Genomic DNA, 23,117 nt, shown 5'->3' with positions numbered 1-23,117 from the left:
GGCGACATGTTCGAAGGTCTGGCTATTTATAACCTGCTCCGCGAATACGAAGGCCGTGTAACGGTGAAGGTGCTGGGCATTGCCGCCAGTGCCGCCTCGATAATTGCGATGGCCGGGGATGATATTCAGATTGGCCGCGGTGCCTTCCTGATGATCCACAACTGCTGGGTCTACGCGATGGGTAACCGCCATGACTTTGCGGAACTGGCACACTCGCTGGAGCCCTTCGATACCGCTATGGCTGATATCTACGCGGCGCGTTCCGGCCTTGATATGGCAGCTGTTCAGAAACTGATGGATGCCGAGAGTTATATCGGTGGCAGTGACGCTGTGGCGAAGGGACTGGCAGACAGCCTTCTTTCTGCTGATGCGGTCAGCGATGGCGATGAATCACCCGCGGCCGCGCTTCGAAAACTTGATGCGCTGCTGGCTAAAACCAACACCCCGCGCTCTGAGCGCAGAAAACTCATTAAAGCCTTATCCGGTGGCATGCCTGGCGCTGTCACCACCAACGACGGTACGCCGGGCGCTGCCGAAGATATCAAACCTGAAACCCTCAATTCACTTGAAAGCGCTCTTGCGGCGTTAGTCAAATAAGGACCCTTTATGTCTGAAGTAAACGAAATTCTGAAAAAAGTCACTGCCAGCATTGAAGATGCAACCAGCAAATTCAACGCGAAAGCAGAAGAGGCACTGACCGAAGCGAAAAAGAATGGTCAGCTCTCAGCTCAGACCAAAGATGTTGTAGATAAAATGGCGACAGAGCTCAATGCTCTTAAGGAAGCTGAAAAAACCCTTAAGGCCAGCCTTGGTGAGCTGGAACAGCATGTTGCCCAAATGCCATTGAACAACGCTGCTAAAGTTACCGAAACTGTTGGACAGGTGGTGATTAATAGCGAGGCGTTGAAGGCCTTTGCCGCGAGCGTTGAAGGCAATAAGCGCGTAAGCGTCCCAGTTCACGCGGCCTTGCTTTCTACAGATGTTGCAGATGGCGTGGTTGAACCACAGCGACTGCCTGGCATCGACACTGCACCAAAACAGCGTCTCTTCATTCGTGATCTGATTGCGCCTGGACGCACATCTTCACCGGCTATTTTCTGGGTGCAGCAAACGGGCTTTACCAATGCAGCGAAAGTCGTTGCAGAGGGGACTGCCAAGCCTTACAGCGATATTGAATTCGCGACTAAAATCACGCCGGTGACAACCATCGCGCACATGTTTAAGGCATCCAAGCAGATCCTTGACGATTTCGCTCAACTCCAGTCTACGGTTGACGCTGAGATGCGTTACGGCCTGAAATATGTTGAGGAACAGGAAATCTTGTTCGGCGACGGAACTGGTGTGCACCTGCACGGCATCGTTCCTCAGGCCTCAGCATTCGACCCGGCATTTTCTGTTGAGAGCCAGAACGGGATTGATGATCTGCGCCTGGCAATGCTTCAGGCTCAACTGGCTCGTTTCCCTGCATCTGGCCACGTTCTGCACTTCATCGACTGGGCGAAAATTGAGCTCACGAAAGACAGTCTGGGCCGCTATATCCTGGCTAACCCGGCATCTCTGACTGGCCCTACGCTTTGGGGGCTTCCGGTGGTAGCAACTGAGGCAGCAGCTTTCCAGGGCAAATTCCTGACAGGCGCATTCAATGCCGCAGCTCAACTGTTCGATCGTGAAGATGCCAACGTGGTTATCTCCACCGAAAACGCCGACGACTTCGAGAAAAACATGATCTCCATTCGCTGCGAAGAACGTCTGGCGCTGGCTGTGAAACGCCCTGAGGCGTTCGTGTACGGTTCATTCAGCACCGGCGCGGGTAGCTGATAACTATTGCGGCCTTCGGGCCGCTTTTTTCGGGGCAAAAAAATGCTTGATCAGAATGTGGTGAAACAGCATTGCCGCATTGATACCGACTTTACGGGTGATGATGCTCTGCTGGAGATTTACACAGGTGCAGCGGCCCGTTACGTCCAGACATGGACAAGGCGAACGCTCTATGAAAACCAAAGCTCACCTGGCTATGCAGACGACCCGGACCCGATTCTATTGAATGATGATGTTAAGGCGGCAATGCTACTGCTGATTGGTCACTGGTATGCAAACCGAGAGGCTGTGAACATCGGAAACATTACAACAGCGGTGCCTTTCGCCGTAGAAGCTCTACTGCAGCCATACCGTATTTACGGGGTATAGGGGGACTTTATGCAGGCCGGAAGATTGAGAGACAGGGTGGTGGTTCAGAACATCACAACATCCAGAGATCCTTCTGGCCAGCCTGTTGAAGCATGGCATGACGGCGCAGAAACCTGGGCAGAAGTAAAGGGCATTAGTGGGCGCGAGCTGGTGGCAGCTGGTGCTGAAACAGCTGAGGCAACAGTACGGGTATGGATGCGGTATCGGCATGATGTTTCGGCAGCCTCCCGAATTAAGGTTACGACAGGGCCATTTAAAGGGAACACCCTGAATGTTGTTGGTCCCCCAATACCGGATGCAAAAGGGGTTCTGCTTGAGGTTCTCTGCAAGCTGGGGGTGGAGAAGTGATTGACATTAATCTCGATTTTTCAGGATTGAATGACATAGCCAGGGATTTAGAACTGCTCAGTAAGGCTGAAAACAACAAAGTTCTGCGTGATGCGACACGTGCCGGGGCAGAAGTGCTCAAGGAAGAAGTGATCTCTCGTGCACCTGAGCGAACAGGGAAGCTTAAGAAAAACGTTGTGGTGGTCACTCAGCGTAGCCGAAAGCGGGGAGAGATTTCCTCAGGGGTTCATATTCGTGGTGTTAATCTTCGAACCGGTAACAGTGACAATACGATGAAGGCCAGTAATGCGCGTAACGCATTCTACTGGCGATTCGTTGAGCTGGGCACCGCGAACATGCCTGCACATCCGTTTGTGCGACCCGCTTACGATACTCGCGAGGAAGAGGCCGCCAGCGTCGCCATTGCCAGGATGAATCAGGCTATTGATGAGGTATTGAGCAAGTGAATGAAGATAATATCTACGCCTTGCTTTCTCCCCTGGCAGAAGGACGGGTATATCCCTATGTTGCGCCATTAGGTAGTGACGGGAAACCGTCTGTCTCGCCACCATGGATTATCTTTTCCATCGTCGATGATGTTTCCGCTGACGTACTGTGTGGCCAGGCGGAATCCAGCACATCAGTGCAGATCGATGTTTACTCACTGACCATTAAGGAAGCCAGATCCATTCGCGATCATGCGCTGGAGGCCGTTAAGTCCATGGCTCCGACTGAGATAACGAAAATTCAAGGCTATGAACCCGATTTCCGGCTTTACCGCGCCACGATCGATTTTCGGATCACATCCTGAAACGTTAACCAACCCTGAACAACCCGCTCCGGCGGGTTTTTTATTACCTCTGACACCGCGCTTCACACGCGCACGTTATAATCCTGGAGCCTACAGAAAGCGAGCCTGAGAGTCAGTTGTACTCCGGGGCTGCTGACTCTGTGTGACAGGCTCACTTTCTATAGGTAAATCTCATGAAATATCCAACCGTATCAGTAAGCGGCGTTTCCGTTCGCGTTGATGACGAGGGACGCTATAACCTCAATGATCTCCATGCTGCGGCGGTCGCAAACGGAGAGGCTACAGAGCAGCAGCGTCCAAGTCAGTTTTTACGTAGTGCTCAGGTAAAGCGATTTATCAAGGCACTTAAATCCAAAGTGCAAAAAAGCACTCTGGAACAAATTCAACCACTTAGAGTTGTTAATGGTGGTGATGAACCTGGAGTGTGGGGCGTTGAGCTACTGGCCATTCGCTACGCAGCCTGGATTAAGCCTGAGTTTGAGATTGAAGTATATGAGGTGTTCAGAACAGTGGTTCGCCTCGGCATCAGTGCCATGTCACGCCTGAATAAATTAGATCACATCATTAATACTGAGACTAAAGCGATAAGCCAGTGCGCCAGCCAGATGGCGAAGTGGGGTGTCGGCGGCAGAAAGAAAATCCTCCTTTCTGCGCGGGAGCGGGTGGTTGATGAAGTACAGATGTACTTACCAGGCATCAATTAAACTCGAGAAATGGTCTTTGTTGCTGACAATCTCAGCATTCCAGGCATGATTGATTTACTTAGTAATTTCTTTTCAGAAAGACACCCACCTCCCGCTTCGGCGGGTTTTTACTTTTATGGAGACAACTATGTCTGCACTTTATGAAAAATCGCAGCTGACGAAGATCCTTATTTCCTCCCTGCCAGCCACCAAAGAAACGATGGATACCGCAACCTTCCTCGATCTGAGTTGCACCATCAAAGAAATTCAGTTCACCGGTGGTCAGAAGCAGGATATCGACGTAACAACGCTTTGCTCGACCGAGCAGGAGAACATTAACGGCCTGCCTTCTCCGTCAGAAATCTCTCTGTCCGGAAACTTCTACAAGAATCCGGCGCAGGACGCCTTGCGTGATGCGTATGACAACGATACGACCTACGCTTTCCAGGTTATCTTCCCGTCCGGCAAGGGCTTTAAGTTCCTGGCTGAAATCCGCCAGCACACCTGGTCTTCCGGTACCAACGGCGTAGTGGCGGCAACGTTCTCCCTGCGCCTGAAAGGTAAGCCTGAAAACATCGAGTCTGGATCCTGAGAGGTCTCATGAAGAATATTAAAAATCTCGCCCTGGCTAAGATGTCGGGATTTCGTCATAAGACGGTCGCCGTTCCTGAGTGGGAGGGCGTCAAAGTGGTTCTGCGTGAGCCGTCAGGTGAAGCCTGGCTGCGCTGGCAGGAGGTGGTGAAAGCGGGTACTGATGATGAAAATGTGTCGGTATCGGAAAAGGCACACCGTAATCTTTGCGCTGACGTGGTGCTCTTCATTGACGTTCTGTGTGACACCGATAAGCAACCGGTATTCAGCGTAGACGAAGAAGAGCAGGTACGTGAAATCTACGGCCCCGTCCATTCACGCCTTCTCAAACAGGCGCTTGACCTGATCAATAACGCGGACGAAGCGCGGGAAAAGTCTCAACCCCCGGCGTAAAGTTTCTGATGTCGCTTGCGCTCCGGATGGGGCGCACGCTCTCAGAGCTTCGGCAGAATATGACGGCAAGCGAGCTTCTGATGTGGATTGAGTACGACAGGCAAAGTCCGGTTGGCGATATTCGCGGTGACATTCAGGCCGCCCAGATCGTCTCTGCCATCTACGGTTCGCAGGGGGCAAAAGTACCGCTGGACGATGCGATCCTGCGCTGGGGTGGTGAGGAGCAATCAGAACCGAAGGACCCGTTTGCTGGGCTTGAGGCTGCACTTACTGCCGCGACGCAGTGACTTTTGACCCAGATAATATTAGGATTCTTAGACTGATAATGCTGGGGAAACAAAATGGAAATTTTACTAGTTTCAATTGTTATAGGCTTAATTCCAGCCTTAATTGCTCAAAGCAAAGGAAGATCTTTCTTTGCATGGTGGGTGTATGGTGCTCTGCTATTCATAATTGCTTTTGTACATTCTTTGGTAATAAAGAAGGATGTTGCGGCAGAAGAAAAAGACTTAATTGAAAACGATGGTATGAAGAAGTGCCCATTCTGTGCAGAGTTAATCAAAAGCGAAGCTATTAAATGTAAGCACTGTGGTAGTGATTTAGCAGTCGATTCCCCACCGGTTAAGACTGATGAAGAATACCTCGAAGAAGCCAGGCAAAAGGTCTGGAAACAATAAAAATAAAACCGCTTCGGCGGTTTTTTTACGTCTGGAGTTAGACTAAATGGCAACTTTACGTGAGTTAATAATCAAAATTTCCGCTAACTCGCAATCATTCCAGACGGAAATTTCCCGCGCTTCACGTATGGGGCAGGATTATTACCGCACCATGCAAAATGGTGGCCGTCAGGCTGCCGCTGCCGCCCGAGAGAGCGAAAGGGCGTTATCTGATCTGACCGCTGGGTTTGCATCGGCAGGAAGAGCCGCTGCTGCTGCTACGGCCGCTTTTGCGACTGGTAAGCTCGTGCAGATTGCTGATGAGTGGAATTCAGTAAACGCCCGTCTTAAGCAGGCATCATCTTCAGCTGATGATTTTGCTGCCTCTCAGCGCCAGTTAATGGAAATCAGCCAAAGAACTGGCACCGCGTTTTCAGACAACGCAAACCTTTTTTCACGCGCAGCTGCTTCAATGCGTGAGTTTGGGTATAGCTCTGACGAAGTTCTGAAAATTACCGAAGCTGTTTCTACCGGCCTTAAGCTTTCGGGGGCTAATACTCAGGAAGCGAGTTCTGTTATCACTCAATTCAGCCAGGCTCTGGCGCAGGGCGTTCTTCGCGGTGAAGAATTCAACGCCGTTAACGAAGCAGGTGATCGTGTTATCCGCGCACTTGCCGCCGGAATGGGCGTGGCCCGCAAAGACCTGAAGAGCATGGCTGACCAGGGGCAACTTACGATTGATAAGGTTGTTCCTGCATTAATGAGCCAGTTGGGCTCATTACAGGGTGAGTTTGCCAGCATGCCGCAAACAGTTTCCGGATCCCTGCAAAAAGTCACAAACTCGTTCATGGCATGGGTTGGAGGTGTCAACCAGGCTACAGGTGCTACCGATGCGCTATCTGGTGGCCTAGACGGAGTTGCCCAAACGCTTGATTCATTTACCTCTTCGGCAGTAAGCGGCGCACTAAGTGATGTTGCAGACAATATGTCCACGATCACAACAGTGGCGGGTGCACTTGTTGGCGTTGGGCTGGCAAGGTATCTCAGTGGAGTAGTAACTAGCGCCACGAGCGCAACCGGCGCGCTAATTTCTGCGGCTAAGTCAGAGGTTGCTCTTGCCGTTGCACAGGATAAGGCTGCACAGTCTGCCGTTGCCGCCTCAAGGGCGGAGGTTTATAGGGCTCAGCAAGCTGTACAGAGATCGCGTAGCGCAGATGTTCAGGCTGCGCAGCAAGAGAAAATTGCTGCGGCAGAAGCAAAAGTCACTGCAGCCCAGGCCAGGCTGACTACCGCTCTAGCCAGCGGTTCTGCTACAGAGAAAGTCAGAGCCAGAACAGCGCTTGAGCGTGCGCAGGCAGGTCTGGTGGCAGCAAAAAACGCCGATGCACAGGCTATCGCTGAAAGACGCCTGGCTTCTGCGGAGGCCGCCAGAGACCGGAACCTTGCAAATCGTGTTACCACCCAAAGCAATCTCAATAGTGTCACATCTGTTGGCACCCGCCTTTTAAGCAGTGCCCTCGGGCTCATTGGCGGCGTGCCGGGATTGGTGATGCTTGGAGCCGGTGCCTGGTATGCGGTGTATCAAAATCAGGAGCAGGCTCGGCGCTCTGCTCAGGAGTATGCCAGCACGATAGATGAAGTCAGTAAAAAGACGAGGGCAATGACCCTTCCTGAAGCTTCAGATAATGCAGAGAAAACTCGTGCCGCTCTGAATGAACAAAACAGGCTAATTGATGAACAAAAGAGCAAGGTTGAAAGCCTGAAAGAGCAGATAGCTGGTTATCAGTCAGTGATTAGTAATCCCGGTCCAACTACCAGCGGTGGTTTCATGATTAACCACCTGACATATTTGGACACTGTGACTCGTGGGCTGGCTACGGCTACAGAGCAGTTATCTGTTGAGCAAGAAAGACTTGCTCAGATGCAGCAAGAATCCGCTTCTATTCAACAGGTTCTGGAAGGGCTTGAACATCGCCGGGCGGCACTCATTCGAGAAGAGGCTGCTAATCAAAACCGGGCTTATCAATCTCTCCTGTTGATGAATGGTCAGCATACTGAATTTAACCGTCTACTGGGGCTGGGAAATCAGCTATTAATGGCTCGGCAAGGGCTGGCGAACGTCCCTCTCAGACTTCCTCAGGCCGACCTCGACAAAAAGCAAACCGATGCCCTCGAAAAGAGCCGTCGGGATCTGGAGTTGTCACGCCTGAAGGGTGAAGCAAAAGAGCGTCTGCGACTGAGTTATGCAGCCGATGACCTGGGGTTAACCAGTGATCCGCAATTCCAGACAGGCCGTCAGGAGTTGATTAATAACGGTCTTGCTGAATGGCGGAATAATGAGGCCAACAAACCTAAGGCGAAGGGCGGTAAAACCGAAGGCGAGAAAACCGAGGATGTGTATAAGCGCCTTATCAAGCAGCAAAAAGAGCAGATTGCCCTGCAAGGTCAGAATACTGAACTGGCGAAGGTTAAATATCAGGTCAGCCAGGGCGAACTTGCTTCTCTGACGGAAGCCCAGAAAAAGACGGTATTGCAGAATGCTGCGCTGATTGACCAGGTTAAATTACGTGAGCAACTGCGAAATTACGAAGCCAACCTTGCTGACAGTAACGCCAGCGCCCGCGCAGCCAATGAAGCGCAACTGCTGGGCTACGGGCAGGGCTCCAGGTTCCGTGAAAGACTTCAGGAGCAGTTCAATCTGCGTAAGGAGTTTGAGCAGAAGAATACCGATCTTCTCCGCCAGCGTCAGGCTGGTGAAATCGACGAGACGTTCTATCAGCAGGGGCTGGCACTTAATAAGCGCTACCTCGAAGAGCGCCTGCGCGACCAGGAGGGATATTACGCAGCTTCTGATGCGCAGCGTGACGACTGGATGACGGGACTGTCTGAGGGTTATGCGAACTGGGTGGACGAAGCTACTGATTATTCTTCCATGGCCGCTGACGGCATGAAGCAGGCCATGGGTGGCGCGGTCACCACGATCACCGACATGCTCAATGGCAACGTTGACAGCTGGAAGGACTGGGGCGTGAGCGTACTGAAGATCATCCAGAACGTTCTGGTGAACATGGCTGTTGCTAATGGCGTCAGCTCAATTGGATCACTGTTCAGTTTTGGCACCTCGTCAGCCGCAACCGCCAGCAGCGGTACCGCTATTCAGAATGCTGGCGCGAACTTTACCTTTAATGCGAAGGGTAATGTTTACGACTCTCCGTCCCTGAGCGCTTACAGCAATGGCGTTTTTCAGACGCCTCAGTTGTTTGCTTTTGCTAAAGGCGCAGGGATTTTCGGCGAGGCAGGTCCTGAAGCAATCATGCCCCTCACGCGGGCACCTAATGGTGACCTTGCCGTTCGCGCAGTGGGGATGCCGCAGGTCTCTGGCGGTGTGCCTTCAGTTAACTTCGGCGATATCAATATTCAGGGTGGATCACCACAGGCAGCCAGTCAGGGAACCGCCGGAGCAGCAGGCAGGCAGCTTAAGGATGCCATCACTGGTGTCATTAACGAACAGGCCAGCATGCCGGGCTCGCCTCTGTGGCGATTAATCAAGGGAGTTTAACCATGGCAGTCGAAACCTTCAGCTGGTGCCCAAAGGTTGCCTCTCAGGTTGATACAAGTTTTCGTACCCGAAAGGCGCAGTTTGGCGATGGCTATACACAGGTGGCCGGGGACGGCATCAACCCGGTAACACCTCAGTGGAGCGTGAGCTTTACCGGCGACGAGGCTTACATTCAGGCCATTAAAAACTTTCTGAACAGACATGCAGGGTGGAAGTCATTTATCTGGAAGCCACCGCTTGAGCCTTCAGGTTTATGGCGCGCGGAATCCTTCCAGATATCTACCCACGGCAACAAAAAATACACCCTCAGCAGCACATTCTTACAGGCATACCATCCATGAGTATTTCATCTGATGTCCAGAAACTGGAACCGGGTAAGCGCGTCCGCCTGATCGAGGTGGACGGCTCAGCGTTCGGTGCGGGTATTCTTCGCTTTCACAACGAGACAATCCCGCATACCGAGGCGGAAATCATCGCCGCAGGCGGCGACGAGTCAAAACTTGAGCCGAAGTCGGTGTGGTGGCAGGGGCAGGAGTATGGCGCGTGGCCGTATGAACTGACCGGCATATCTGTAAGCAGTGACGGCCAGAGTTCACGGCCGTCACTCACTGTTGCAAACATCAGCGGTACGATTGGCGCGCTGTGCCGAAGATTTCAGGGGATGGCTAAAGCAAAGGTGATCATCCATGACACTTTCGCACACTATATGGACGCCAGAAATTTTCCTGACGGGAACCCGACTGCGAATCCCAACGAGGAGCGCAAACAGGTTTATTACATCGACCGTAAATCAGGATCAGACGATGAAACCGTAGAGTTTGAGCTTTCCAGTCCAGCCGATCTGCGCGGGCAACTCATTCCGACCAGGCAAATTCAGCCAATGTGCACGTGGTGCATGCGGGGCTGGTACAAAACGGGGAACGGCTGCACCTACGCCGGGCAAAACGGCTGGTTCGATAAAGACGGCAATCGGGTGGACGATCCTTCACAGGATGTTTGCTCCGGATTGCTGTCAACGGGCTGTAAACCTCGCTTCGGAGAGAATGAACAGCTGGATTATGGCGGGTTCCCCGGCGCTTCACTTCTGAGAGGATAATCATGCGCGACAAAACAGTTAGCGCCATTCTGGCGCATGCCGCCGCATCCTTCCCCGAGGAGTGCTGTGGCGTGGTTATTCAGAAGGGGCGGGTGGAGAAATACATCCCCTGCAAAAATAATGCTGAGTCGCCGACTGAGCAATTTGAACTTAATCCTGAGGATTATGCGGCCGCCGAAGAGCAGGGCACTGTGGTGGCGATCGTCCACAGCCATCCCGGCGACGGTGCGACAACCCAGCCGAGCGAGATCGACATGCTGATGTGTGACGCCACGGAACTGCCCTGGATTATTGCATCGTGGCCGGATGGCGACATTCGCACCGTCATGCCTCGCGGAGACCGTCCCCTCACAGGACGCCAGTTTGTACTCGGGTATGCAGACTGCTGGTCTCTCATCATGGACTATTTCCGCACCGAGCACGGCATTGAACTGCCCAACTACAGCGTAGATCGCCACTGGTGGGAGCAGGGTGAAAACCTCTATATGGATAACTGGCAGGAATGCGGTTTCCGTGAGTACGACGGTCCCGCTCAGCCAGGTGACATGGTTATCATGCAGGTTCAGTCCACCGTCCCGAACCATGCCGGGATTTTGCTTGATGGCAACATGCTACTGCATCACATGTATGGCCAGCTAAGCCAGCGTATTCCCTACGGTGGCTATTACCGTGACCGTACCATCAAAATTCTGCGTTATAAGGATTTGATGTAATGGAAAGAAAAACCGTTATCAAACTCAGCGGCTCAATGGCTCAGCGATTTGGCAGGACACATCGCCGTGCACTAACGTCCGCCAGCGAAGTTTTCATGGCGCTTTCTAACACCATTGACGGCTTTGATGCTTATCTGCGTGAAGCTCGGGCAAAGGGACTGGATTTTGTTATTTTCCGGGATCGTCGCAATATCGGGCACGAAGAGTTTGAACTCCTGGGGCCGGGTGATGAGTTAAGAATAATCCCTGTGATAAGGGGCAGTAAAAGAGCTGGAGTTTTCCAGGCGTTGCTCGGAACGGCTCTGGTCGCTGCTGCCATATGGATGCCGGGAGTTAGTATCGCAGCAAGTAACCTCATGTTTTCCGTTGGTGCCGCAATGGCCGTTGGCGGTGTAGTGCAAATGCTCTCTCCTCAGGTTTCAGGTCTGCGAATGCGGCAGGATCCTGATAACAAACCCTCTTATGCGTTTGGTGGCCCCGTTAATACAACAGCATCCGGAAATCCCGTCCCCCTGCTTTATGGGCAGCGCGAAATAGGTGGCGCGATTATTTCCGCCGGGATTTATACCGAAGATCAGCAATAAACCAAACCACGCACTGTAAGCCACCTGACGGTGGCTTTTTTTATGGACGCGATATGACGACGACAATCATCAAAGGCCGCGGTAAAGGTGGCAGCAATCAGACCCGAACGCCTGTTGAAGCACCGGACAGCATTCAGTCCATTGCCAGGGCAAAGGTGCTGATTGCTCTTGGAGAGGGTGAGTTCGCTGGCGGGCTTGATGCTAAAAACATCTTTCTTGGTGACTCATCTTCGTATACGCCCCTTCAGAACGCCGACGGAAGTTATAACTTCAATAATGTAAAATACGAGTTCCGTTCCGGCACTCAGGACCAGGACTATATTCAGGGCTTCCCCGGCATTGAAAACGAACTTCAGGTTTCATATGAGCTGAAACAGGCTGTTCCTTACGTGCGAGCGGTATCCAACACGCAGCTCTCTGCGCTGCGAATTCGCCTGGGATGGCCAACTCTTTTGCTCCAGAAAAACAACGGCGACAAAGTCGGCACCCGCGTCGAGTATGCTATCGATCTTTCGGTCGATGGCGGGCCGTATGAAACGGTGGTTAACGGTGCTGTCGATGACAAAACTACGTCGCTTTATGAGCGTAGTCACCGCGTTAATCTTCCAAAAGCCTCGACTGGCTGGCAGTTACGGGTTCGCAGAATCACGCCGGATTCCACGAGCGTAAATATTGTGGACACCATGCGCGTTGTAGCTGTAACTGAAATTATTGACGCCAAGCTTCGCTACGTTAACACAGCGCTGCTGTATGTAGAGTTTGACGCAAAGCAGTTCCCCAATGGCATTCCTCAGGTTGTGTGCAATCCGAAAGGGCGAATCATCCGTGTACCTGATACTTATGATCCCGAAACCCGCACTTACTCTGGTACATGGGAGGGCGTATTTAAATGGGCATGGACGGATAACCCTGCCTGGATTTATTACGACATCATTCTGAACGAGCGCTTCGGGCTGGGTCAAAGAATCGATGCGACTCAGATAGACAAATGGGAGCTTTATCGCATCGCCCAGTATTGCGATCAACTGGTACCAGACGGCAAGGGCAGCAGCGGGACGGAGCCTCGTTTTCGTTGCAACGTTTATATCCAGGACCGTAATGACGCCTGGACTGTACTTCGTGATCTGTCGGGTATATTTCGCGGCATGACGTACTGGGGCGACAATAAGATGTATGTCCTGGCTGATATGCCACGGGATGTGTGGCACATCTATAACCACGCCAGCGTTGTTGAAGGAAAATTTACCTTTGCGGATCCGAGTGAAACCACCCGAAACACTGCCGCGCTGGTGAACTGGTCAGACCCAGCCAACCACTATAAAGACACGCCTGAGCCTGTTTACGATAACGATCTGGCCATGCGCTTCGATTATCGTCAGCTCGAAATGACTGCGATCGGCTGCACCAGGCAGTCAGAGGCAAACCGGCGGGGGCGCTGGGCGCTGCTCACTAACGGTATCGGCGAGGTGGTGACCTTCAGCACGGGCATGGACGTTCCCCCCGTTGGTGAGGTGATCGGCGTGGCTGCTAACGAGCTGGCCGGAAGAACTATCGGTGGCAGGGTGAGTGCGGTTAACGGCCGCAACATAACCCTCGATCGAGCCGCTGATGTGAAGGCCGGGAACCGGCTGTTTTTGAATCTTCCGTCAGGCACAGCTCAGGCCAGAACGGTCCAGGCCGTTAACGGAAACACAGTCACTGTCACCACACCCTACAGCGAAACGCCGGAGGCTGAATGTAACTGGGGTGTGGACTCTGACGATCTGTTTATAGCGCTTTTCCGTGTTACGGGAACGCGGGACAACAACGACGGTACTTTCGAGGTCACCGGGACGACTTACAACCCTGATATCTATTCCGCTGTTGATACCGGCGCAAGACTGGACGAGCGGCCAGTCAGTGTCATTCCGCCAGGGGTTCAGGCTCCCCCAGGAAATATCGTCGTAGACAGTTACTCTACGGTTAACCAGAACATTGCGATTACCACCATGCGCGTTGCCTGGGATGCTGTTCAGGGTGCAGTTGCGTACGAGGCGGAATGGCGGCGTGACAGCGGCAACTGGATCAGTGTGCCCCGAACGTCTTCTCTCGGCTTTGAAGTGCAGGGTATCTACTCGGGTCGCTATCTGGTCCGTGTCAGGGCGGTGAACGCCAGCGACGTTTCATCAGTATGGGCAACATCATCAGAAGTAAATCTTACGGGTAAAGTGGGCAATCCGCCGAAACCGGTCGGCTTCATCGCTTCTGATAATGTGGTTTTCGGTATCGAGCTTAGCTGGGGATTCCCTGCGAATACCGACGACACGCTGAAGACCGAAATCCAGTACAGCCTGACCGGTACCGAAGACGATGCGATGCTGCTGGCCGATGTGCCTTACCCACAGCGCAAATATCAGCAGATGGGCCTTAAGGCTGGACAGATTTTCTGGTACCGCGCGCAGCTGGTGGACCGCAGCGGCAATGAATCAGGTTACACAGAATGGGTGCGCGGGCAGGCCAGCATCGATGTATCCGATATCACCGATGTGATCCTGGAGGAGATTAAAGATTCTGAGGTATTCAAGGATCTGATTGAGAGTGCCGTAGAAAGTAGCGAGAAACTGGCCGAACTTTCTGACGCGATTAAGAAGAACGCCGATGGTCTGGCTGCAGCAGTAGGTTCGAATAAGCAGACAGCAGAAGCAATCATTGGCAACGCCCTGGCTATTGCTGATGTTGTTGTGCGCCAGACTGCGCAGCAGGGGGCTAACTCTGCGAAATTCGAACAGCTCCGGGAGGTGATCGCCACTGAGACGGAAGCGCGCGTCACGGATGTTACTCGCCTTGAGGCAAAAACTGCCCAGAATGAAGCGGGTATTACTGATGTTCGCCAGGCGTTAGCAACGGAAACTGAAGCTCGCGCTTCTGCGGTAAGTCAATTGACGGCTGCCACTCAGGTCGCATCTGACAAAGCTGATTCAGCAGCTGCTGTAGGTGCTCAGAATACAGCATCAATCACTGACCTTAGCCAGGTTGTCACGGACCTCGATTCCTCAATGGCATCACGCCTGGAAGAGCTGGGTGCACAAACTGATAAGGCCAGCGGCGGTATTCAGAACAATGCTATCGCGCTGATCACCAGTACGCTCGCGCAGGTTAACCAGCGTAACCTTCTGAGCGTGCAATATGGTGATAACAAAGCCGGTATTGAGCGAGTCGACAATGTCATGGCAGATGCAAGTAAAGCTGTCGCTGAGTCGCTGCGCGCTTTGGATTCCAGCACCGGTGGAAACACCGCGAATGTCACTGACTTGTCAAAGACGCTCGCTGACTTCACTCAGGTGTCTGCTACGCAAATCAACTCGCTGAAGGTCACGGTTAACGGTCAGTCTGCGGCTATTATCCAGAACAGCCAGGTATCAGCGGACATCAATAACAACCTGAATGCGATGTACAGCATCAAGGTTGCCGTGGATGCGAACGGAAAACAGTATGCTGCTGGTATGGGGATTGGTGTTCAGAATACGCCAGCGGGTATGCAGTCGCAGGTGCTCTTCCTGGCAGACCGCTTCGCTGTGATGACTCAGGCTGGCGGCGCCGTGACTCTTCCGTTTGTTATCCAGAACGGGCAGGTGTTCATCCGTGACACCTTCATTCAGGACGGCACTATCAGCAACGCAAAGATTGGTAATTTTATCCAGTCGAATAATTATGTTGCTGGCTCTGTTGGGTGGAAACTGGATAAGTCCGGGACGTTTGAGAACTACGGTTCGACAGCCGGGGAAGGGGCCATGAAGCAGACCAACCAGACAATCAGCGTCAAAGACGGCAGTAACGTTCTCAGGGTGCAGGTTGGCCGATTAACGGGGGTGTTCTGATATGGCTTACGGAATACAGACCTGGGATGCTTCAGGAAAACCTAACAACTATGGCATCAAACCCGTTTCCGTCGTTGGGCGAATACAGCTGGCTGCCGGGCAAACCTCCGGCAGCTGGTCTTTTACGGTGCCCTCAGGAATGAAAGTTGGTTTTGTTCTTTCACTTGATGAAGGAGGTAACAGCGTAGGGCGGCGCATTGTCGCGTCAGGGGGCACAATAACCGTAAGCGCAGCATCTTCTGTAGGCCTGGGTAATTATCCGGCCTCAAAGTGTGAAGTGGTCGTTTTCATGGAGAAAGCATAATGGCCGAATTTGGCGCGATGATATTAATGGACAATGGTAACCCATTTGTAACGCCCCAGTCAACGCCTTTTTGTCTTTACGGCAAGTACACTTTCAACTCCTCTGCTAATGGCAGTTCGCAGCAGGTTGCTCAGAATATTGCATTAAATGCTGACTACCCTGTGATGGTATTTATCAGGACCACAAATACCGCCCAGCCCACGCCAGTAATATCTTACCGGAACGGCGGAAATGTATATGTCGCGGGGGTTAATCCCTATAACCAGAGCTTCACGTTAACCGCATATATATTTGCCATATTTCCCCAGGCGTTACCTAAATGGGGGATGGCCATCTGGGATGCGGCAGGAAAGTTGGTGCTCACTAATGAGTCCCGGGTATTGTCAGACCTACAGACAATTGGAACGCCTGGCGCAAACGGCGGGATAAATATCGATCAGACACTTAGCGGGTCATGGGCTGTTGCACCTGCACAGCTTGGCCAGAGCATCGTTGTGAATAACTCAACCCAGCCTCCGACAGTTTATACCATTAATGCTTATTCGGCGTGCAGGTTTGACGGGGCCAATACAAGGATAAACGCAGGGGGGACCTCCACTGGTACAGGCTCTCCGGGAGGGGGAACGAATACTGGGATTTCCTTAACCGCGATAAATACAGCGGCCTATGACTGATTGATCGTTTTTGGCGATCAATAACTGATAATTGATCTATCCAATCAATTATACCCACCTCTTTCATATTGGTATTGTCTAAGTTCATGAATACCTCGGGATACCATCATAATGAATAAGCTACTCATCTGTTTGGCTGGGGCTGTCATGCTGTCTGGCTGCGCTGGCGTACTTGAGAAACAGGAACCTATTTGCAGTGGCACAGCCATCGTTGGCGGTCAGGAAAACACGGTTCAAATTTACGGCGTTCGCAAACAAAACAACCAGACGCAGTACCGAGCCGGATACCCTTTCAACTGGCGCTGGGTAAGTGCGAACACATTCACTGACACCACCTGCAAATAACCAACCATTTTAAATATCAACCTCGCTACGGCGGGGTTTTTTATTGCCTGGAGAAAATATGATTTATACCACTGGCACTATTGCCATCAGCGGAAACACCCTTACAGGTACTGGCACAAACTTCACTGCAGCTGGCTCACTCATTCGTAACGGCTGCACTGTTATCGCCTTGACAAGCCCAGCGCAGGTTTTCCAGATCACCGCGATTGGAAGCGCAACTTCTCTTACCGTGACACCTGCGGCAAGCCCAGCAATTCCTGCTGGAACGAAGTATTCGATTTTGCTGAGCGACAGCCTGAGTGTGGATGGCCTGGCGCAGGACATTGCTGAAACCTTCACGATGTACCAGCGCTACATGAGCGGATTTGCTGATGTGATGAACGGTACTACAGACGTCACTATCACGATTAACGGTGTGGCCGTTACCGTACCGGGCCAGAAATCACTGGCGAAGAAAGGGGCTAACAGCGATATAACCAGCCTAAGCGGCCTGACTACCGCGCTCAGTATCAGCCAGGGCGGTACAGGTGCAAAGAATGCTGCTGACGCTCGCACAAACCTCGGTTTGGGAAGTGCCGCTACCAAGGATGTCGGCGCGAATACTGGTAATGTCCTGGGAGTTGGATATTTTGGTTTCGGAACTCCAACTATTAACGTTTTAGGAAGTACCGAATCAGGGTTTTATGGTATTGACAGCTCTGGTACTGCCTGGGCTCCGCAAGCAGGATCGGGAATTGTATGCGGGTATGACCCAACTCGCCGACAGCAAATATTTACAGGAGTATCCGGCAATCTTTTTGTCCGGAACCTGGCTAGTTCTGCTATGAATACACCTTCGTCCACCATTCCATGGACGCAGATGCAGTCTGTTGGAACATCAGATATTAATTTTAAACACGTCAACGGCGATCTCGATGTTGTTGATTCTCTTGAAAACATCTGTCAAATGGAGTTTAAGCGATTCTACTATCTTGATGATGATGAGCAGACAGAGCGCCGGGGCGTAATTGCTCAGCAGATCGAACAAATCGACAAGGAATATGTTCACTCTGCTGAGGGCGTAGGGAAAATGACGCTTGACCTTAACCCACTGATGATGGATGCCCTTGCAGCCATAAAGGCACTTAACGCAAAGGTAGTAGAACTTAGTAAACAGGTTGATGAGCTAAAACAGGGTGGAGCTTGATATACCTGAAGACAGCATGTTGAAACTGCTTCGCTAAGAAAACCGCCGCCCGTCTTAAGAAAGAACTGGCGGCGGCTGGTTGCTCAGTGTTCATGCCCGAGCAAACGTGGGGAATATTAACCGAGTAAAATTTAAAGGCCAACCTGGCGAACTGTCGGAAACTCAGAAACCAGCCACATATCGGAATCTTCAAACATTTCCTCCAGCATGCGATTGAGCTTTTCCCGATCACTTTTGCTGGCATCGCTATTCAGGCCGTTTGCCTGCATCGGCTTAACCTTCACTTCGGCATCAGGGAAAATCTGGTGCACTCGCTTCGTTAGTTCAGCCAGGATGATCTCTCTGGCCCCTTGGAGCCCCTCAACATTTCGCTTGTCATAAACCAGTTCAACAAACATACCGATCCCCTCTTAAGTGAAAATTGCCTGTGCTTGATCTGTTTTCATAAAAATAATACTGTATATGTATACAGTCAATGTGCGAGTGAGGGTTAGTTCATGCCTCGTCAACCGGATATTCGTGCTGCTTTTATTGCAGCCATACAGCAAAACCCTAAGGGCTATCTCTGCCTGCATACAGACAAATTCATCGCCGAACTGCAGGAGAGGCACTGGCATTTCAGCCAGGAGGATGCAAATTCATGGATCGAGCGATACCAGCCGGACTTCGCCGATAAGACAACAAACGGAAGTGAGAACCGATACTGGATCCTGCGTAACATGGGGAGGGTTTTCTAATGGGATTTCCATCGCCAGCCATGGATTATCAGGAGCAGCGCATGACGATAGATGTTATCTGCGGTGTGGATAACAACTGCCGGGTTATTGAAACTTCATGCGGCTGGGCCGTTATTAACGTCAGTCTGAAACCTGAAGGAGGGGATACGTTGCTGGTTAGCATGGACGGGAGAAACCAGTTCGTGAAGCTAATGGGCCACGCGCTGATTACTCAAGATGGTGAAGCGATAGAAGGGGATGCGTTGGATGCCGTCGAGGTTTTTGGAGTGCTAACGCACAGTCTCAACCGGGTTTGGAACGATGATTGCGCAGCCATTTAAGGTATGGGTGTAACCCCCATTCTCCCCACACCAAATTTCGGTTCGCGGAGCGAAAAATTTTCGCCATTATGACATTTTGATAACCGTAAGCTATTGATTCATTTGATCTTAAAATTATGAATTAATGGCGAAAAATACACGTATGTGCATGATTATCATAGATAACACGCGTGATTTAAAATCCCTCGGCGTTCGCGCTGTGTGGGTTCAAGTCCCACTCCGGCTACCATGGGAAACAAAGAATAATCAAAGCAATAAGCAGTGTCGTATAAACCACCGAAAGGTGGTTTTTTATTTTCTAATTTCACTCTCCCATTATTCCCACTTTTCGCAAGTACAGCTTACCGATTACATCATTGCGTCTATATATTGTTATGTTGCCCCGATACTGCAACGGAGTTGGTGTGTGGAATATGGGGGATTATATAAGCATGTCAGGTATTGGTGAATGGCATGATGTTGGCGACAGCAGGAGTTCAGGAGAATGGAATGGGAGGGTAACCCTCCCGATTTGTTATTTTGCGAATATACAATCTCGCCCAGAAGGTGCACCCATTACTCGGATCATTTTTTTACAAATCACAGTGACCTGCTGTCCTTTTTTCAATGCTACGGCAGTAGCCTTTTCTGAGTTTTCCATCTCCATTCGTGCAGGCATGAACTGATTGTCTGTTTGTAAGCCGATGATAATTGAGTCTGTAAAATCTTTATCAATGGACTGAACAACCCCGTTGACTGAGATGAGCTTACCTTTCATGTTTTCATCGGTTGCGACTTCATTCTCTTCATAAGCTTTAAAAAGCTGTTTTGCGGAGGTCGTAAACACTTCTTTTTGCGGTACTGACTTCTGCGTATCCGCAACTGGTGCAGAAGACGAAGTCGCGCCTGCTTCCGATTTTTCGTTTTTACCGACGATATATCCCAGAATCATCAAAGCAATAAAGATATAAAAAATCCATTTAATAAATTTCTTCATGAAATCACCTGTTAGCTAATAGTTTTGCTGCGAAAATAATGTGAGAATTTCACCTTATTACTTTATCGCATAAGGACGCTTATTGCCTATAAAAAGAATTTACGCGAGTAAATTATTTTATCCTGTTTCAGTGAAAGCATTGTTGTGGCTTAAAGGAGGATAAGTGCAGCGATATACGTCATGAAATGCCGCTGAATTGCCGATGTTACAGTATAAAGCTGGTTCAATGGTGCATGAACATCGTGTCGTCACACCCCACCCAAATACGCCTTCCTCACCTCCTGATTGCCCAGCAGATCCTCGCTGCTGCCGCTCAGGCGGATCTGCCCGTTAACCATCACATACCCGCGATCGGAAAGCTTCAGCGCGTGGTGCGCATTCTGCTCCACCAGGAAGATCGTCATCCCGTTGCGGGCCAGCTCGCGCAGCGTCTGGAAAATCTGTTTCACCACAATCGGGGCTAAGCCCAGGCTGGGCTCATCCAGCAACAGCAGCGTCGGACGGCTCATCAGCGCCCGGGCAATAGCCAGCATTTGCTGTTCTCCGCCGGACAGGGTCATCGCGCGCTGTTTACGGCGTTCTTTCAGGCGAGGGAACAGATCGAACATCGTTTGCATATCTTCGGCTGCAAACTGGTTGCCAATCGGGATGGTCCCCATCAGCAGGTTCTCTTCGACGGTCATATCCGGGAAGATACGTCTGCCTTCAGGGGCCTGCGCAATGCCGCCGGAGGCGACGTAGTGGGTGGATTTATGGCTGATGTCTTCGCCGCGATAAAGGATCTGTCCGTTGCGGATACGCGGCTGGCCAAAGATGGACATCAGTAATGTCGATTTACCCGCGCCGTTTGCGCCAATCAGCGCCACGGTTTCTCCTGTATTCACCTCAAGTGAGACCTGTTTCAGCGCCTGAATCACGCCGTAAAACACATCCACCTCGCGGAAGGCCAGCAGCGGTTCGCTCATAGGGTGACCTCGCTTTCATCCGTGCCCAGATAGGCGGCAATGACCTTTTCATCATGCTGGATCTGCGCGGGTTTCCCCCTGGCAATCACGTCACCGTGGTCGAGCACGATAATATCGTCCGAAATCTCCATCACCATCCCCATGTCATGCTCAATCAGTAATACCGTGATGTCATGATGATCCCGCAGAAAACGAATAATGCTGCTCAGCTTATGCGTTTCAACCGGGTTTAGCCCGGCGGCAGGTTCGTCGAGACAGATCATCTCCGGTCCGGTACACATTGCCCGGGCGATCTCGAGGCGCCGCTGCTGACCGTACGACATCTCCCCCGCCAGGCGATTGGCACAGTCCACCAGATCGACCACTTCCAGCCAGTAGAAAGCTCTGTCGAGGGCGTCGCTTTCCGCCCGACGGTAGGCCGGGGAATTAACGATCCCGGCGAGCAGATTACGGTTAACGCGCATATGCTGTGCGACCAGCAGATTTTCCACGACCGACATCTCGCGAAACAGACGGATATTCTGGAAGGTGCGCGCCAGCCCGGCGCGGTTGACCAGGTGAGTTCCGCCAAACATTTTATAGAACAGACGCTGCCCGAACTGCGCGGGGTTAATCCAGTCACCCGGCTGAAATTTTTGCCCGAGTACCTGAATGACGTTGGTCGTCTTATTGCGGCTGGTAAATAAAATATTGCCGCCGGAGGCTCTGTAGAAGCCTGTCAGGCAGTTAAATACGGTGGTTTTTCCCGCCCCGTTTGGCCCAATCAGGGCAGTAATGGAACCGCGCTGCACGTCCAGGTTGACGTCGTTTAGCGCCTTAATCCCGCCGAAGTGCATCATCAGATGTTCAACGCGCAATATCGTTTCGTTCATGGCGCGACGCCCTTACGCACGGGAAATCCGCTGCGGTTAATGCGGATCAAACCGCGTGGACGCCAGATCATCATCACCACCATCAGCATGCCAAACAGCAGGACCCGGTACTCGGCAAAACTGCGCAGCAGTTCCGGCGTGACCGTCAGCACAAAGGCGGCCAGCACCACGCCAAGCGTAGACCCCATGCCGCCCAGTACCACAATGGCGAGGATCAGCGCGGATTCAAAGAAGGTAAACGATGTCGGGTTCACGAACCCCTGATAGGTGGCGAAGAATACCCCGGCGATGCCCGCAGTCGATGCGCCCAGCGTAAAGGCCGAAAGCTTGACCAGCACATGATTGAGCCCCATGGAGCGACAGGCAATTTCGTCTTCCCGCAGGGCTTCCCACGCCCGGCCGATCGGCATCCGCGTCAGGCGGTGCTTGATATAGAGCACCAGCATTACCACCAGAAACAGCACCGTATAGATAAAGATAAACTTCATGTTCGGGTTATAGGTGAGGTGGAAAAACTCGTGAAAAGGCACGCCGCCTTCTTTTGCGCGTCGTCCAAACTCAAGGCCGAAAAAGGTAGGAGGAGGGGCCGACACGCCATTAGGCCCGCCGGTGAACGTCAGCCAGTTGTTCAGGATCAGGCGAATGATCTCCCCGAACCCGAGGGTGACAATGGCCAGATAGTCACCGTGCATGCGCAGTACCGGAAAACCGAGCAGGGCGCCCGCGGCAGCGGCCATAATGGCCGCCAGCGGCAGCATGCTCCAGAAGCCTAAGCCGAGATACTGATACCCCAGCGCCAGGCCGTACGCACCAATCGCATAGAAAGCGACATACCCCAGATCCAGCAAACCCGCCAGACCCACGACGATGTTCAGCCCCAGCCCAAGAAGCACGTAGATCAGCCCGAGAATGGCGACGGTCAGCACATATTTAGTGGCGACAAACGGGAAGCAAATGGCAACGGCAATCACCAGGGGAATAATCCAGCGCATGCGGCTTTTGTATTCCGGTGGCCGGACATAAACACCTGCGCTGTCGGCTTCAAAACGTGCCTGGAAACGTGCGCCTGGGGCGGTACCTAAAAAAGCGCTCAGCAGAAAACGACCCAGCATAACGATGCCGACTATCCATGCGAGTCGCTGTCCGGCGAAGTTAAAGCTGTATCCGTCCAGCACCACGCCGGCAATCGGGCCAAAAATGATTAACGCAATCAGGCCAGAAAAAATGGCGTCCAGAATACAGCGCTTAAGCGAAAAGCCGTGAGAGGTCATCGTATTCTCC

General features: G+C 52.0%; 27 protein-coding genes and 1 pseudogene. 23 read left to right on the top strand and 5 right to left on the bottom strand.

The annotated features are described in order from the left end of the window. The 21 genes and pseudogenes from L383_RS14035 to L383_RS26370 all read left to right on the top strand — a co-directional run. Positions 1-597 (top strand): head maturation protease, ClpP-related (locus L383_RS14035; RefSeq protein ID WP_032629075.1); only part of this gene is annotated, 597 nt, incomplete at its 5' end. Between the two features lie 9 nt (positions 598-606). Continuing rightward, positions 607-1,818, top strand: a complete 1,212-nt coding sequence (locus tag L383_RS14040) for a phage major capsid protein (protein WP_023296252.1) — start codon at positions 607-609, stop codon at positions 1,816-1,818. A gap of 42 nt (positions 1,819-1,860) precedes the next feature. Then, positions 1,861-2,187 carry a head-tail connector protein gene (locus L383_RS14045; protein ID WP_023330767.1) on the top strand — a complete coding sequence of 109 codons (327 nt, stop codon included), beginning with the start codon at positions 1,861-1,863 and terminating at the stop codon, positions 2,185-2,187. A 9-nt stretch (positions 2,188-2,196) separates the two neighbouring features. Next, positions 2,197-2,535 carry a phage head closure protein gene (locus tag L383_RS0123955; protein ID WP_032629072.1) on the top strand — a complete coding sequence of 113 codons (339 nt, stop codon included), beginning with the start codon at positions 2,197-2,199 and terminating at the stop codon, positions 2,533-2,535. Then, complete coding sequence (locus L383_RS14050; RefSeq protein ID WP_023330766.1) at positions 2,532-2,981, top strand: HK97-gp10 family putative phage morphogenesis protein; 450 nt, start codon at positions 2,532-2,534, stop codon at positions 2,979-2,981. The genes L383_RS0123955 and L383_RS14050 overlap by 4 nt, the downstream gene beginning before the upstream one ends. Then, positions 2,978-3,325 carry a tail completion protein gp17 gene (locus tag L383_RS14055; RefSeq protein ID WP_023330765.1) on the top strand — a complete coding sequence of 116 codons (348 nt, stop codon included), beginning with the start codon at positions 2,978-2,980 and terminating at the stop codon, positions 3,323-3,325. Before L383_RS14050 ends, L383_RS14055 begins: the two co-directional genes overlap by 4 nt. Positions 3,326-3,498: 173 nt before the next feature. Beyond that, the gene (locus tag L383_RS14060; protein ID WP_023330764.1) at positions 3,499-4,029 is read left to right on the top strand and encodes a KilA-N domain-containing protein; all 531 of its coding nucleotides are present in this window, start codon (positions 3,499-3,501) and stop codon (positions 4,027-4,029) included. 127 nt (positions 4,030-4,156) lie between these two features. Beyond that, a pseudogene (locus L383_RS14065) lies at positions 4,157-4,576 on the top strand (phage tail tube protein); the annotation flags it as partial. A 32-nt stretch (positions 4,577-4,608) separates the two neighbouring features. After that, positions 4,609-4,992 carry a phage tail assembly chaperone gene (locus L383_RS14070; protein WP_023330763.1) on the top strand — a complete coding sequence of 128 codons (384 nt, stop codon included), beginning with the start codon at positions 4,609-4,611 and terminating at the stop codon, positions 4,990-4,992. An 8-nt stretch (positions 4,993-5,000) separates the two neighbouring features. Continuing rightward, complete coding sequence (locus L383_RS14075; protein ID WP_032629069.1) at positions 5,001-5,279, top strand: phage tail assembly protein T; 279 nt, start codon at positions 5,001-5,003, stop codon at positions 5,277-5,279. A 54-nt stretch (positions 5,280-5,333) separates the two neighbouring features. Beyond that, complete coding sequence (locus L383_RS14080) at positions 5,334-5,669, top strand: zinc ribbon domain-containing protein (RefSeq protein ID WP_016240210.1); 336 nt, start codon at positions 5,334-5,336, stop codon at positions 5,667-5,669. Positions 5,670-5,715: 46 nt separating this feature from the next. Beyond that, a complete protein-coding gene (locus L383_RS14085) occupies positions 5,716-9,207 on the top strand; it encodes a phage tail tape measure protein (RefSeq protein ID WP_032629067.1) in 3,492 nt (1,163 codons plus the stop codon). A 2-nt stretch (positions 9,208-9,209) separates the two neighbouring features. Beyond that, entirely contained in the window at positions 9,210-9,548 is a 339-nt protein-coding gene (locus tag L383_RS14090) for a phage tail protein (protein ID WP_023330760.1), read from the top strand. Beyond that, complete coding sequence (locus L383_RS14095) at positions 9,545-10,303, top strand: phage minor tail protein L (RefSeq protein ID WP_023330759.1); 759 nt, start codon at positions 9,545-9,547, stop codon at positions 10,301-10,303. The genes L383_RS14090 and L383_RS14095 overlap by 4 nt, the downstream gene beginning before the upstream one ends. A gap of 2 nt (positions 10,304-10,305) precedes the next feature. After that, positions 10,306-11,016: a C40 family peptidase gene (locus tag L383_RS14100; protein ID WP_023330758.1), complete on the top strand. Its 711-nt coding sequence runs from the start codon at positions 10,306-10,308 to the stop codon at positions 11,014-11,016. Next, positions 11,016-11,600 carry a tail assembly protein gene (locus L383_RS14105; protein ID WP_023330757.1) on the top strand — a complete coding sequence of 195 codons (585 nt, stop codon included), beginning with the start codon at positions 11,016-11,018 and terminating at the stop codon, positions 11,598-11,600. Before L383_RS14100 ends, L383_RS14105 begins: the two co-directional genes overlap by 1 nt. A gap of 53 nt (positions 11,601-11,653) precedes the next feature. After that, positions 11,654-15,457, top strand: coding sequence for a TipJ family phage tail tip protein (locus L383_RS14110; RefSeq protein WP_032629065.1), 3,804 nt, complete (start codon positions 11,654-11,656; stop codon positions 15,455-15,457). Between the two features lies 1 nt (position 15,458). Continuing rightward, positions 15,459-15,761: a hypothetical protein gene (locus tag L383_RS0123950; protein ID WP_032628905.1), complete on the top strand. Its 303-nt coding sequence runs from the start codon at positions 15,459-15,461 to the stop codon at positions 15,759-15,761. Next, entirely contained in the window at positions 15,761-16,435 is a 675-nt protein-coding gene (locus L383_RS14115; RefSeq protein WP_032628907.1) for a hypothetical protein, read from the top strand. The genes L383_RS0123950 and L383_RS14115 overlap by 1 nt, the downstream gene beginning before the upstream one ends. A 111-nt stretch (positions 16,436-16,546) precedes the next feature. Beyond that, entirely contained in the window at positions 16,547-16,780 is a 234-nt protein-coding gene (locus L383_RS26375) for a phage exclusion lipoprotein Cor (RefSeq protein WP_032629063.1), read from the top strand. Positions 16,781-16,838: 58 nt separating this feature from the next. Next, the gene (locus L383_RS26370; RefSeq protein ID WP_255344454.1) at positions 16,839-17,966 is read left to right on the top strand and encodes a tail fiber domain-containing protein; all 1,128 of its coding nucleotides are present in this window, start codon (positions 16,839-16,841) and stop codon (positions 17,964-17,966) included. Positions 17,967-18,097: 131 nt separating this feature from the next. Here L383_RS26370 and L383_RS14125 read toward each other — a convergent pair whose 3' ends face one another. Continuing rightward, on the bottom strand, positions 18,098-18,364 hold the full coding sequence (locus L383_RS14125; protein WP_032629061.1) for a DinI family protein: 267 nt from the start codon (positions 18,362-18,364) through the stop codon (positions 18,098-18,100). Between the two features lie 99 nt (positions 18,365-18,463). Between L383_RS14125 and L383_RS14130 the strand changes: the two genes are divergently transcribed. Then, positions 18,464-18,703, top strand: a complete 240-nt coding sequence (locus L383_RS14130; protein ID WP_023330754.1) for a hypothetical protein — start codon at positions 18,464-18,466, stop codon at positions 18,701-18,703. A gap of 41 nt (positions 18,704-18,744) precedes the next feature. Further along, complete coding sequence (locus L383_RS14135) at positions 18,745-19,023, top strand: hypothetical protein (protein WP_369796210.1); 279 nt, start codon at positions 18,745-18,747, stop codon at positions 19,021-19,023. A gap of 514 nt (positions 19,024-19,537) precedes the next feature. Here the strand turns inward: L383_RS14135 and L383_RS14140 are convergent. The 4 genes from L383_RS14140 to livM all read right to left on the bottom strand — a co-directional run bounded on the left by L383_RS14140 (position 19,538) and on the right by livM (position 23,107). After that, positions 19,538-19,999, bottom strand: a complete 462-nt coding sequence (locus L383_RS14140) for an OB-fold protein (protein ID WP_023330752.1) — start codon at positions 19,997-19,999, stop codon at positions 19,538-19,540. Positions 20,000-20,247: 248 nt separating this feature from the next. Then, complete coding sequence (locus tag L383_RS14145; RefSeq protein ID WP_023330751.1) at positions 20,248-20,964, bottom strand: ABC transporter ATP-binding protein; 717 nt, start codon at positions 20,962-20,964, stop codon at positions 20,248-20,250. Continuing rightward, positions 20,961-21,836, bottom strand: a complete 876-nt coding sequence (locus L383_RS14150) for an ATP-binding cassette domain-containing protein (RefSeq protein ID WP_014884373.1) — start codon at positions 21,834-21,836, stop codon at positions 20,961-20,963. The genes L383_RS14145 and L383_RS14150 overlap by 4 nt, the downstream gene beginning before the upstream one ends. Continuing rightward, complete coding sequence (gene livM, locus L383_RS14155) at positions 21,833-23,107, bottom strand: high-affinity branched-chain amino acid ABC transporter permease LivM (protein WP_023330750.1); 1,275 nt, start codon at positions 23,105-23,107, stop codon at positions 21,833-21,835. The genes L383_RS14150 and livM overlap by 4 nt, the downstream gene beginning before the upstream one ends. Positions 23,108-23,117 lie beyond the last annotated feature (10 nt).

It is taken from the genome of Enterobacter sp. MGH 37 (assembly GCF_000534515.1).
GTDB lineage: Bacteria > Pseudomonadota > Gammaproteobacteria > Enterobacterales > Enterobacteriaceae > Enterobacter > Enterobacter kobei.
Note: the sequence above shows the minus strand (reverse complement) of the source record. Positions and strands in the feature narration are given on the sequence as shown.